General features: G+C 59.2%; 11 protein-coding genes. 6 read left to right on the forward strand and 5 right to left on the reverse strand.

Going from position 1 to position 11,762, the window contains the following annotated elements:
* Nucleotides 1-31: 31 nt before the first annotated feature.
* Complete coding sequence (locus KF885_00905) at nt 32-1,756, reverse strand: hypothetical protein (protein MBX3047713.1); 1,725 nt, start codon at nt 1,754-1,756, stop codon at nt 32-34.
* Between the two features lie 218 nt (nt 1,757-1,974).
* A complete protein-coding gene (locus KF885_00910; protein MBX3047714.1) occupies nt 1,975-2,742 on the reverse strand; it encodes a carbon-nitrogen hydrolase family protein in 768 nt (255 codons plus the stop codon).
* 94 nt (nt 2,743-2,836) lie between these two features.
* Between KF885_00910 and KF885_00915 the strand changes: the two genes are divergently transcribed.
* Complete coding sequence (locus KF885_00915; GenBank protein MBX3047715.1) at nt 2,837-3,202, forward strand: PAS domain-containing protein; 366 nt, start codon at nt 2,837-2,839, stop codon at nt 3,200-3,202.
* A gap of 27 nt (nt 3,203-3,229) precedes the next feature.
* On the opposite strand, the gene KF885_00920 is transcribed toward KF885_00915, so the two are convergent.
* Nucleotides 3,230-3,640 carry a GNAT family N-acetyltransferase gene (locus tag KF885_00920; protein ID MBX3047716.1) on the reverse strand — a complete coding sequence of 137 codons (411 nt, stop codon included), beginning with the start codon at nt 3,638-3,640 and terminating at the stop codon, nt 3,230-3,232.
* A 360-nt stretch (nt 3,641-4,000) separates the two neighbouring features.
* Here KF885_00920 and KF885_00925 point away from each other — a divergent pair, with 360 nt between their 5' ends.
* From KF885_00925 to KF885_00940, 4 genes are read left to right on the forward strand one after another with little or no spacing between them, the layout of a single operon-like run.
* The gene (locus KF885_00925; GenBank protein ID MBX3047717.1) at nt 4,001-5,071 is read left to right on the forward strand and encodes an extracellular solute-binding protein; all 1,071 of its coding nucleotides are present in this window, start codon (nt 4,001-4,003) and stop codon (nt 5,069-5,071) included.
* 49 nt (nt 5,072-5,120) lie between these two features.
* The gene (locus KF885_00930) at nt 5,121-5,972 is read left to right on the forward strand and encodes an ABC transporter permease (GenBank protein ID MBX3047718.1); all 852 of its coding nucleotides are present in this window, start codon (nt 5,121-5,123) and stop codon (nt 5,970-5,972) included.
* Nucleotides 5,972-6,778, forward strand: coding sequence for an ABC transporter permease (locus KF885_00935; GenBank protein ID MBX3047719.1), 807 nt, complete (start codon nt 5,972-5,974; stop codon nt 6,776-6,778). The genes KF885_00930 and KF885_00935 overlap by 1 nt, the downstream gene beginning before the upstream one ends.
* A gap of 33 nt (nt 6,779-6,811) precedes the next feature.
* On the forward strand, nt 6,812-7,996 hold the full coding sequence (locus KF885_00940) for an ABC transporter ATP-binding protein (protein ID MBX3047720.1): 1,185 nt from the start codon (nt 6,812-6,814) through the stop codon (nt 7,994-7,996).
* A gap of 90 nt (nt 7,997-8,086) precedes the next feature.
* On the opposite strand, the gene KF885_00945 is transcribed toward KF885_00940, so the two are convergent.
* Entirely contained in the window at nt 8,087-10,183 is a 2,097-nt protein-coding gene (locus tag KF885_00945; protein ID MBX3047721.1) for a right-handed parallel beta-helix repeat-containing protein, read from the reverse strand.
* Between the two features lie 131 nt (nt 10,184-10,314).
* Entirely contained in the window at nt 10,315-11,109 is a 795-nt protein-coding gene (locus KF885_00950; GenBank protein ID MBX3047722.1) for an SH3 domain-containing protein, read from the reverse strand.
* 179 nt (nt 11,110-11,288) lie between these two features.
* On the opposite strand from KF885_00950, the gene KF885_00955 reads away from it, so the two are divergent.
* Nucleotides 11,289-11,642, forward strand: a complete 354-nt coding sequence (locus tag KF885_00955) for a helix-turn-helix transcriptional regulator (GenBank protein ID MBX3047723.1) — start codon at nt 11,289-11,291, stop codon at nt 11,640-11,642.
* The last annotated feature ends 120 nt before the right edge of the window (nt 11,643-11,762 follow it).

Here is an 11,762-nt window from a genome sequence, read left to right on the forward strand (position 1 = left end):
GCATTGTCTGACAATGCCGGGGCTTTTTACTTTATCCCTCGCGCAGGGCCAAGTCGGGGTCGGCCGTCACGGCCGGCTCGCCGCCCAGCGCCGGGTTGAAGCCCTGCCCGCCCTGGGCCGGGCGTGGCGCAGTTGCGGCAGGCGCCAGGCCTGCCATGGCCAGCAGCCGGGCCTTCTCGATCTCCAGCTCCACCGCGGCCAGCTGCTCGGCGGCGGCCTGGCGCAGCACCTCGTGCGGGTCGCTCTCGCCGATCTGCTCCAGCGCCCGTTGGCGGCTGTAGCCCAGGTCGCGCACTGCCATGCTGGCGGCATTGATGCGCGCCATGCGGTCGGTAGGCACGTCGGCGGTCAGCTCCACGTCCACCGCCAGGCCGGCCAGCTCACCCGGCTGAATGCGGATCGGCTCCCCGCGCCCGCGCCGCCCGTCACGGCCTTCCAACGGCTGGCCGCTGTGCTGCAGCCAGGCCAGCATCAAGCCAAACACCTCGCCCAGTGCCTCCTCGGCCAGCTCCTTGTAAGGGGCCAGGGTCTTCATGCCACTTTGGGTTGCCAGGTTGAGCGTGGCATAACCCGTGCCGCTGGGATAGTCGCCGCTTTGCAGCACGCGCGGCACGGTGCTTTTGCTGATGCGCTCTGCGGCGCGCTGGGCCATCGCCGCCAGGCCCTGGTCCATGCCCGGCGGCTGCAGCGCGTCCAGCTTGTGGCCGGGCGGCACATAGGCCGGGCGGCCGGGCTCGCCGTAGTCCACATCCACCCCATCGCTGGGGCCTTCGATCTTCATGCGCGGCGCGGCGGCGTAAGCGATCACTTCCGAGGTCAGCAGGGTCTCGACGATATTCTGGGTCTCCCACTGGCCTGACGTATAAACAGAGTACAGCAGCGGAATGCGCTGCGGCCCGCCGCTCTCGGCCAGCGTGGTGCCGCCCACCTTGGCAGCCCAGGGCAAGAAGCCCAGGCCGTGCGGCTCGCGCAAGATCTCGACCGCGTCCGCCTCGGTCCCGCCGCCGGGGGCGGCCAGCCCCAGGCCGCCGGCTTGCGGCACAGCCCACACGGCGCGCTGCTCCAGGTCCATGTAGTCGTACAGCGTGCAGTGCGTCAGCTGGGCCGGTTTGTTCCCGCCGCGGCCGCGCTTAGGCGCCGCGGCCAGCGCTTTGGCCCGCACCCCCCAAAAGTCCGCCACGTCCTGCATGCGCAGCACGGTCTTCATCAGCACCGCCTCGGGCATCCAGTCGGAATAGCGCACGTGCACCTGCTGCGGGTTGCGCACCAGGATGGCGAAGGGGCCGAAGCGGGCTGCGGCGCGGCCGCGGGCGGTCCCGCGGCGCCCGCCCAGCAGGCCCGCCGCGCCCTGCTGCTCCGGCAAATAGACCACCTGGGCCACCACCTCATCGTAGAGCAGCGCGCTCAGCACCACATCACGCAGCACGCCGGCCTGCCGGCGGCGGCCGGCGTTGCGGAAATGCCAGGCCAGGGCGCGCTCAATCTGCTCGGCGCGGGTGCGCGCCGCCGGCCCGGCGCCCAGCGGCTGCACGCTGAGCTGCGGCGCCACCGAGCTGAGCAGGCGCGTGCCGGCCCGCACGGCATCGTGCGGGTCGCTGCTGACCACCTTGTGGATCCACTTCAGCCCGGCCACATTGGGCGGCAGGCTCCATTGGTTGCGCCACATGGCGTCCATGGCGCTTAACATCCGGTCGCGCTCGGCGTCGGCGGCCACCATCTCTTCGGCCAGGTTCTGGAAATGAAACAGGCTTTGCATGCATCCCCCTTTATTATGGAAAGAACCTGCATTAATGCACGAACAGGGCCAGCCATCCCAGGCTGGCCCTGTTCGTCAAGCCATTACGGAAACCAGCCGACTAACCTTGTCTGCAAGGTTGTATTTTTAACAATGAGCTTGAAAACCCTTCGCTTCGCTCAGGGTGACACGCTGGGAGATGGGGATTGGCCTTCCTTCGTGTACTTGGCAGCCTCGCCCTATTCCCGCACATCACGCGGGTAGGTGGCCTTGGCCGCCTCGGCACGGGCGGGGTCGATCTCCACCGTCACGAAGGGCTGCTCGGCGCTGGTGACCGCCAGCAGCTCGCCATCCGGGTCGGTGACCCAGCCGGCCCCGCCCCAGTCAAAGCCCACGCATGTGCCGCTGCGGTTGGAGGACAGACAATACGCCCCAGCCATCACGCCCATCACCCGGCCGGCGGCCAGCCACTTGTCCACACTGCGGCTCTCCGTGGCGCGCGGGTTGACCAGCAGGTGGACGCCCTGCCGGGCGTAGCCGCGGGCGTGTTCGCCAAACCACAGGTCGGAGCAGATCATGAAGCCCACCTTCAGCTCGCCCGCCGGGGCGGCCTCAAAGCGCGGCTGGGCATTGCGCCCATACCAGCTGCCCTCCCAGAAGCCGGGCTCGTCCGGCAGGTAGTACTTGCGGTGGGCAAAGTTCGCCTCGCCGCTGTGCCACACGAAGCCGTCATTGTAGCGCCCGCCGTCCTGGGTCACCGCCTGGCTGCCCAGCACCAACGGCGCGCCCAGCGCCCCCAGGCGCGGCAGCCACTCAGCGTGGGCCTCGGCGCTGGCCTGCCACAGCGCCGGGTCCGGCTGCTTCTCGTAGAACATCCAGGGGTGAAAGGGCATCTCCGGCAGCAGCACCAGGTCGCTGCCCTCGGCGGCCACATGGGCGGCCAGCGCCTCAAAGGCAGCTTCCATCTCAGCGGCGGCATCGGGAAATTGGATCACGGTAACTTTCATGGCGTCATTCTACTCAATAAGCGTCTTACAAGCCTGTAAGGCGCGCAAGAGCCGCACGTATAATGTAGGACACACTGGATACAAGGGAGGCGCCATGCCGGAGAAACAGGGACATCTGCAAGACTACACGCTTTTCAACGCCCTGCTGGAAGGCGTGCAGATCATCAGCTTTGACTGGAAATATCTATTTGTGAATGACACCGTGCTCAAGCACGCCCGCAAGTCCTGGGAAGAGCTGCTGGGACGCACCATGATGGAGGCCTACCCAGGCATCGAAAACACCGAGATGTTCGCCACCCTGCAAGAGGTAATGAAGTCTCGCCAACCCGCCCGCATGGAAAACGAATTCACCTACCCGGACGGCGGGCAGGGTTGGTTCGAGCTGAGCATCCAACCCTGGGAAGACGGCATCTTGATCCTCTCGATGGACATCACCGCCGCGCAGCAAAAGACCGCCTAAGCTATCTTCCACCGAGCCGCGCTTCCGTTATATCTTTTCTCCTGGGCGCAATATCCAGGCACTAGGGTGTTTTTCCATGCCGATACGCGGGTAATAGTCAGCAGCCGCCGGCGCCGCCAGCAGCACCAGCATGGCGCCCGGCTCCAGTGCCGCCTGGGTCTGGCGGATCAGCTCTTTGCCGATCCCCAGACGCTGGTGGCTGTCGGCCACGGTCAGATCCGCCAGATAACAGCAATAAGCCCAGTCGGTCAGCGAACGCGCCAGGCCCACCAGCCTGGCCCCGTCCCAGGCGCTCACCGTCAGGTCGGCCTCATCCAGCATGCGCTGCATGCGTTGCGGCTCTGCCACCGGCCGGCGCTCTCCCAGGCTGGAAGCCCGGTACACGCCGATGAAGGCCTCCAAATCCAGCGGCAGATTGATCTTATATTCGATCGGCATCTCAGTGTCTCTTTCTCAGCCCAAAGTGAGGGTAGGTCAGCAGGCCATAACCCCCTGGGCGTTTTTGCGTTTTAACTACTAGCTGCAACAGCATATCGCAGGCCTTGCAGCTGCGTCAATGCGGCTGCAAAAGGCCGCTGGAACCCGGAGGTTCTATGCAAATCTTTAAGTTCCACATATTGCTTTTTGGGCGCGAGGATATAAAATAGTAGCCATGAAAGCAGGACAGGGCACCGCTCTGCCATGGATGCGTTAGCTACCCCAGCGCGCACCCACCAACGGCTGAGAACTGTAAAGGGCGACAAAAGGGTCGCTGTTTACAGTTTTTTTGTTGCCTGCTGGTCAAAATAAGGAGAAAGAATGAAGAAAACCCGTATCTTGTTTGCTCTGATGGTTGGCGCGGCGCTGCTGCTCTCCGCCTGCGCCGGGGGGCCTGCTGGCCCCGCCGAGCAAAAGAACGACAGCCTGACCGTGCTGGAGTGGTCTGGCTACGAATCTGAGACCTACTGGGGTCCCTTTGCTGAGAAATACCCGGACATTCAGCCGGACTACGCCTTCTTCAGCGAAGACGCCGAGGCCCTGGCCAAAGCCCAGAGCGGTTTTTACTTTGACGTGGTGCACCCCTGCGGCAGCTGGTGGGGGCTCTACGTGGAGGCCGGCCTGGTACAGCCTCTGGACATCTCGCGCCTATCCAACTTCGACAAGCTCTTCCCCGAGCTGACCCAGCACGGCGTGATCAACGGCCAACAGTATTTCATCCCCTGGGACTGGGCTTTCGAATCGATCACGGTGCGTACCGACCTGGTGGATGAAGTGCCCACCTCCTGGGCCGACCTGTGGGATCCGCAGTACGCGGGCCAGATCTCCATCTTCGACTCGGGCGAGTCCACTTTCTACACCGCCGCCCTGGCTCTGGGTCTGGACCCTTACAACACCACCCCCGAGCAGGACGAGCAGATCAAGCAGAAGCTCATCGAGCTGAAACCCAACCTGCTCACCTACTGGTCGGACTACACCGAGATCATCCAGTTGCTCTCCACGGGTGACGTCGCCGTGGGCGCCAACACCTGGAACGATGCCTGGTCCACCCTGGCCGAAGAAGGCTATGAGATCGAGTACATCGACCCGCTTGAAGGTCGCATCAGCTACGCTTGCGGCTTCGGCATCTCGGCCAACAGTGAGAACGTCGACCTGGCCTACGATTACATCAACGCCCTAATCGACACCGAGTCGAACGCCAACATGGCCAACGACTTCTACTACGGCGCCGCCAACCGTGACTCGGTCGCCTTGCTGGACCCGGCCCTGGTGGCCAAATTCGGCTACGACGATCTCTCCATCCTGGATCAGACCAACTTCCAGCACCCGCTCACCCAGGAGCAGCGCGAGAAGATGACGCGCATCTGGAACGAAGTTAAGTCCGAGCAGTAAGCAGCCAATCCCCAGGGCCGGCGGGTTTCCGCCGGCCCTGACAGGCATTATGGAAAACAAACGCCGCCTCATCGTCCTCATAGCGCCGCCCGCCATCGTGCTGGCGATTTTCTTCTTGGCGCCCCTGGTGATCATGCTGCTATACAGCTTCAAGGACAGCACCTTTGGCCCCATGCTGCCGCTGAGCGTGAAGCACTACATGATTTTCCTGCAAACGCCGTCTTTCTTTCGGCTTCTGCTGGATTCCAGCAAGCTCTCATTCCTCACCGCGGCGCTCTCCATCCTGATGGCGTTTCCGGTGGCCTACTTCCTGGTCTTTTACACCGGCGCGCGGCGGATCATTCTGCTCACCTTGCTCATCCTGCCCGCCTGGACCAGCTTCTTGCTGCGCGTGCTGGCCTGGAAGGTGATCCTCGGCTCCAACGGCCTGCTCAACCAGCTGCTCATCTCAGTCGGCCTGATCAGCGAGGGCGCCCCCATCCTGCTCTACAGCCAGTCAGCCGTGCTAATCACGCTGGTCTACGTCTGGATCCCCTTCGCCGCCCTGCCGCTCTTCGCCGCCATGGAGCGCATTGACCCCCGCCTGCACGAGGCCGCCCAGGACCTGGGCGCCTCGCCCGCACAGACCTTCTGGCGCGTTACCCTGCCCCTTACCCTGCCCGGCATGGCCTCAGCCTTCTTCTTCGTCTTCATCCCCACCCTGGGCGAGTGGGTCACGCCCACCTTGGTGGGCGGGGTCAGCGGCATCATGTACGGCAACCTGATCCAGGACCAGTTTGCCCGCGCCCTCAACTGGCCGCTAGGCGCCTTGCTCAGCGTGGTCTTGCTGGTGCTGGTGGCCGCCTTCAGCTACGTCTTCAACCGCTTCATCCCGATCACTGAAGTGCCGGTGTCGACCTGATGAAGCGCAACTTCGGAAAATGGCTGGGCTGGGCTTACTATCTGCTGCTGTTGCTCTTTTTGCAGCTGCCCATCCTCTTGCTGATCGTGTTCTCCTTCAATGATTCCGTGCTGCTGACCTTCCCGCTCAAAGGCTTCACCCTCGAGTGGTACCGCCAACTGCTGGGAGCGCGTGAGCTGCTCAATGCCGCCCGCAACAGCCTGGTGATCGGCCTGATCTCCTCGGGCGTGGCGACCGCCCTGGGCACCATGGCGGGCATCGCCATTTCGCGCTACAACTTCCCTGGCCGGGAGATCTTCCTCAACATTGCCACCCTGCCCCTGGTCATTCCTTATGTGGTGCTGGGCGTCGCCATGCTGATCTTGTTCCAGGCGCTTAACATTGGCCTTAGCCTGTGGACCATCACCATCGGCCACGCCGTGATCAACATCCCCTATGTGATGCTGATCGTTTCGGCGCGCCTCTCTGGCTTCGCCAATAACCTGGAAGAAGCCGCCATGGATCTGGGCGCTACCTATTGGGGCACCCTGATGCGCATCACCCTGCCCATCTCGGCTCCGGCCTTGGTGGCCGCTTTCTTATCCTCCTTCACCTTGTCTTTCGATGAGTTCTCGCTGGCCTTCTTCCTGGCCGGCACAGACAACACCTTGCCCGTCTACCTCTACTCGCAACTGCGGTTCCCCAACCGTCTACCGCTGGCCATCACCACGGCCGCTGTGGTCATTCTGGTCTCAGCAGTCATCTTGCTGGTCTCCGAGTGGCTGCGCAAAGTGGGCACGGAACGCAAAATTCGGCGGGGCGGCTAAAATATCATCCCTCAGGAGCGCTAACCTACAAGAATGAAACCCTACGCTGTTGAACTCAAGCAAGTAAGCAAAGTCTTCTCCGGCTTGTTGCGCGGTGAAAAGAACATGGCCGCGGTCAATAATGTGGATCTGCAAATTCGCCAGGGCGAGTTCTTTACTCTGCTTGGCCCCAGCGGCTGTGGCAAAACCACCACCTTGCGCATCATCGCCGGTTTTGAGTTCCCCAGCAGCGGCGAGGTGTACCTGAACGGCGAGCTTTCCAACAACCTGCCGCCCTACAAACGTCCGGTCAACACCGTCTTCCAGAACTATGCGCTTTTTCCCCACCTCACCGTAGCGCAGAATGTGGCCTTCGGCCTGACCATTAAGCGCGTACCCGGCCCCGAGCGCGATGCCCGCGTGCGCGAAGCCTTGGAACTGATCCGCCTGGGCGACCTGGGCGGCCGCTACCCCAACCAGCTCTCCGGCGGGCAGCAGCAGCGCGTGGCCCTGGCCCGCGCCCTGGTCAACCGCCCGGCGGTGCTGCTGCTGGACGAACCCCTGGGCGCCCTGGACCTGAAACTGCGCGAACAGATGCAGCATGAGCTCAAGCAGCTCCAAAAGCGGGTGGGCATCACCTTCATTTATGTCACCCATGACCAGGAAGAAGCCCTGACGATGAGCGACCGCATCGCCGTGATGAGCGAAGGCCGTGTACAGCAACTGGGCACGCCTGAGGATATTTACAACTACCCCGCCAACCACTTTGTGGCTGACTTCATTGGCGACACCAACTTCATCGAGGGCCAGGTGGTTTCGCTGCATGAGAAGCACACTGTGCTGCAGGTGGGTCGTGAACAGGTCATCGCCGGCCCCAGCAAGGTGCGCCTGGCCCCCGGCGACAAGGTCACCATGGTCATCCGCCCCGAGAAGCTCAACATCACCCACGACAAAGGCGAAGCGCAGCCGCAGGAAGCGCCGCTTAGCAACGGCAACAGCCCCAACCGCGCCCTGATGAACGCCAAAGTCACCGACGAGGTCTTCGTCGGCACGGACAACCGCGTGTATGTGGCACTCAAGAGCGGGCCGGAGCTGGCCGTGCTGGTGCGCAATATGGACATCGACTTCAAGCCGGGCGACAAGGTTCGCCTGACCTACGACCCGGCGGACAGCCGCCTGCTGCCGGCCGCCCAGCTGGGCACGCTGGAAGAGGGCGGCAACGGGGACACTTCCGCCTAGTTTACGGCCCACGCGGCCTGTGCTCGTGCTACACAATAAAAAAGCCGCACCCGTTGGGTGCGGCTTTTTGCTTATTTGTTTCAGCTGCGACTATTCTTCTCGCAAGTAGAGCACAGGCTCATAGCTGGCTTCGCTGCCAGTGGGTGTGTAAATAGCCACACATTCGTAGAAGCCGTCCAAGTTCAACGTACACACCGTCTCAAGCATCTCGTGTGTACCATCTGGCAAGATGTAGAAGATGGTGTACGGCTCCGCACTGGTGAAGATTACCGTAAGGCTTGGGGTTCCCAAGTCCATGGGGATGCTGAGCTGCACCGCACCCGTGCCCTGAGGATCCTCGAAGGCCACACCATAGGCCTCATCATGGTCCGCAAAGGGCAACTCGGTCACAAGGATACGGCTGGCATCAATGCTACCGTCATGCGCCAGCAGGACGCCATTCAAATCCCAGAAGATATTGCTACCCGTCACGGGGATGAAGAAGCCGCCAGTCGCACCAGGCGAGCTAGGTACCTCAGGTTTCTCGATCGTGTCATCGTGGATGCTTGGGAAACGGTCACAGACATCGCCCTTGCCGTCGCCATCCTTGTCAGCCTGCTTCGGGTTGGCAATCGTCGGGCAGTTGTCCTCATGATCCGCCACGCCGTCACTGTCCGTGTCACTGTTCCCATTTGCAACCGTCAAGAACGGGCTGGTGATGACATTGCCACTAACCGTGTCGCAACCAGCAGTACCGGGGCCGGTGGAGCAGCCCCAGAAGTTGTTGGTGGCATCCACCGAGCCGACTGCATCGCTGTAGACACCTTCACCATTGCCAATGATGTTGTTGTAGTTGGCAATCGTATCTGACTGATTGGTCAAGATGCCATAATCGTGTCCAGAGATACTGGAGTTGGTCACGGTCACAGATGTATTGCCATCCACACTGCCGTAGACATAGACGCCTATCTCGCTGTTAGAAATTTTTGCATTGGTAATGGCAGCAGAGGCGCCAGTCGAATCACCAAAAATGATGATGCTGTACTGGCTGTTGCTGATCTGATCGCCGTCTAGCGTTACATCAGCATCATAAACATACAGCGCCGATTGATTGCCATCCAGTACGTTATTGCTTAGATTAGCTTCAACACCGGGATAGATCAGAATGCCACTGGATGTCCATGTAGGACCTGTGTAGTAGTTACCGGTAACTGTGTTGCCGCTAATCTGAGCGGTACTGTTGCCCGTCCCAACCTGAATGCCATTTTGAGCGATTACGCTGGTGGGGCCTTCACCGTGCACTTGATTGTCGGTAATGGTGATATCCAGATCGGAGCCAGAAATCACAATGCCCGCTTTTTGATAGTCTTGGATCACGTTGTTATCAATCACAATCACGCGGTCGGTGCCATCATCGTTGTAAACATAGATGCCAAGGCCATGCTGGCTGCCGGAGAAGCTAGCATCCATCACATTTTGGATGGTGTTGTTGATGATAGCGCCACCAGCATTTTTATAGCCCACACCAATAAACCGGTAATTGGCATTGCCTTTCTTGTCGCCGTCAATCGTAAAGCCATCGATGACCACATTATCGGCATCGTGCACGTAAATGACCGGTTTGTTTGTGCTGCCTGGCGAAGCAAAACTTTCCACCAAAACCGCAGGGGATTTAATAATTGCTCCCGAGCTGCCTTTGAGGGTCAGGTTCTTGTTGATCACAACCTGCTCAGTAAAGACACCCGCTTCAACATGCACGGTGGCTCCAACTGGAGCATTGTCCACGGCAGACTGAATAGGTGTGGCGCTGACATGGCAGACACCACCAGCATAACCGGCAGGCGCGACCCAGGTGGAGCAGTCAGCCTGGTAAGCAACCACCTGAGTCGAGTCTAGCGGATCCTCAAACCAGGGATCTGGAGCACTCAGAAGCTCCTCAGCCTCGACAGAAGCCAGATTGACAGGCTGGCCTTCGTCATTCACGAGTACAGATGCCGTTTCAGCCAGAACAACAATTGCGTCTGCCACGGTCTCTTCATTTTCTACCTGCTCTGTCTGATTTTCTTCTGGCAGAGTAGTTTCAGGAGTTACTTCATCTCCAGGTTCTTCTCCGTTTGCGTATGCCACACCAGGGACAGCCAAAGCGATGGATGCCACCAGTGCAAACACAGTAAAAATGCGGAAAAGCAGAAATTGCTGTCGTACCATATTTTCTCCCTTTGATCCCTTTGGGAAGCTGGCCTAAATTCCCCAGTTCGTCCCCAAGCTGGATACTTACAGAATTGCAAGCTTAATATACTATTAGTATACAGAAACGTCAACCGGTTAAAAAATAGGGGCTAGTCCTGTATGGCCAATGGCAGCGTTTGTACTTCAACGGGCAAGGACATTAAAGGGAGAAACACCCATCCAATTTCAGGCTCAACATCCAAAGTTTGAACCAAAAGCCATTCATGATCCTGACTGGCCCCCAGAACCAAAACTTCGACCCCGGGTTGCAGGATTGTCCAAAACGTGTAATTCACTCCTGGGCCTTGGCGTAAGTTCACACCGCCAGAATGAGACACATGCGCGTAAATAATCAGCGGGGTTTCAGTTGCCACAGCTACAGAAGTGGCTTTGGTTCCCGTAACGGGAATGACCTGGCTGAGTTCGAAAGAGGTTGGGGACGGTGTCAAAGTACTCCCCCGCAGGAGGATCATTTCTTCTTCTACCTGGGCCCGCATCTCCGACGTACCTTCCAGGCCCTGCAAAACCAAGCTCGACTCCGCCCCACCAACAAAGCCGAGAAGAATATCGATCACTCTGTCCATATACACAGTTTCCAAGCGCTTTAGCTCACCTAGACAACTTGGCACGACCAACTCTTCCACTCCGCGACGAATACTTTGCATCTCCCGGATCTGATTGCTGATCTCTACCCGGGGAACATTGATTGCCAGCTGTCTGACATCATCAAATTCACGTAAAGAAGAATCCAAGCGCCAATAGGCTGCAGGCAGATTTCCCGGCCCACAAATGATCTCCGCCTCTGGGAAAATTCTGGCAGCGGCCTCCCAATAGATGCCAGCAAAGAACCCTAACACAATACACAAAATGCCCAAAAAAGCCCGAGCCCAGAAGGATTTTTTCATTCAATACCCACTCTCCTCGGGTATTATACGGCAAGTATATTATCGATACCAATGCCTCCCTTCTTTTTCTATATAATCTTCTTTTAGTTGATGTTTTCGCCAATTAATTGGGGAAACCGAAGGGGTTTAGTATCCGCTGGGCTGAAAGTACCCAGCCCATCTGTAAGGCACCCCAATCAATGAACCAATTACCAGACCTATCCACTTGGCTGGAGGAGCAGTATCTTCTCTGGCAACAAGCCCAAGGCAAACGCACCACGCTGGCCCAATTTGCCAAATATTTGGGCATCTCTGGGCCGCTGCTAAGCCATTACATGAATGGCATTCGCAAACCCAGCGAAGAAAACATGAAAAAACTAGCCCAACATCTTAGCGCGGATATTTATGATATTCTTGGCCTCCAAAAACCCGACGCCAAGTTGCAGTTTATCTCGCGTAACTGGAACCGGTTGTCTGTACAGCAGCAACAAAGCCTGATAGAGGGAATGGAGAGATATCTTGAAAAGCAAAAGGGGCAAGAGAGAAAAAAATAAAGCCAAGCCTGACCTCAAAATGTTGCAATCCAATTGGGATAAGCTAAGTAAAGCCCAACGGTGGAATCTATTCTTGCGTTCCTGGTGGGCTGCCCTGCTGAAACCAATAAGTAAAAAAGA

This window comes from Anaerolineales bacterium (assembly GCA_019637805.1).
Taxonomy (GTDB): domain Bacteria; phylum Chloroflexota; class Anaerolineae; order Anaerolineales; family UBA11579; genus JAMCZK01.

What these genes read in the sequence shown, in the direction of transcription:
- KF885_00905 (MBX3047713.1), bottom strand. Translation starts at nt 1,756, where the DNA reads ATGCAAAGCCTGTTTCATTTCCAGAACCTGGCCGAAGAGATGGTGGCC.
- KF885_00910 (MBX3047714.1), bottom strand. Translation starts at nt 2,742, where the DNA reads ATGAAAGTTACCGTGATCCAATTTCCCGATGCCGCCGCTGAGATGGAA.
- KF885_00915 (MBX3047715.1), top strand. Translation starts at nt 2,837, where the DNA reads ATGCCGGAGAAACAGGGACATCTGCAAGACTACACGCTTTTCAACGCC.
- KF885_00920 (MBX3047716.1), bottom strand. Translation starts at nt 3,640, where the DNA reads ATGCCGATCGAATATAAGATCAATCTGCCGCTGGATTTGGAGGCCTTC.
- KF885_00925 (MBX3047717.1), top strand. Translation starts at nt 4,001, where the DNA reads ATGAAGAAAACCCGTATCTTGTTTGCTCTGATGGTTGGCGCGGCGCTG.
- KF885_00930 (MBX3047718.1), top strand. Translation starts at nt 5,121, where the DNA reads ATGGAAAACAAACGCCGCCTCATCGTCCTCATAGCGCCGCCCGCCATC.
- KF885_00935 (MBX3047719.1), top strand. Translation starts at nt 5,972, where the DNA reads ATGAAGCGCAACTTCGGAAAATGGCTGGGCTGGGCTTACTATCTGCTG.
- KF885_00940 (MBX3047720.1), top strand. Translation starts at nt 6,812, where the DNA reads ATGAAACCCTACGCTGTTGAACTCAAGCAAGTAAGCAAAGTCTTCTCC.
- KF885_00945 (MBX3047721.1), bottom strand. Translation starts at nt 10,183, where the DNA reads ATGGTACGACAGCAATTTCTGCTTTTCCGCATTTTTACTGTGTTTGCA.
- KF885_00950 (MBX3047722.1), bottom strand. Translation starts at nt 11,109, where the DNA reads ATGAAAAAATCCTTCTGGGCTCGGGCTTTTTTGGGCATTTTGTGTATT.
- KF885_00955 (MBX3047723.1), top strand. Translation starts at nt 11,289, where the DNA reads ATGAACCAATTACCAGACCTATCCACTTGGCTGGAGGAGCAGTATCTT.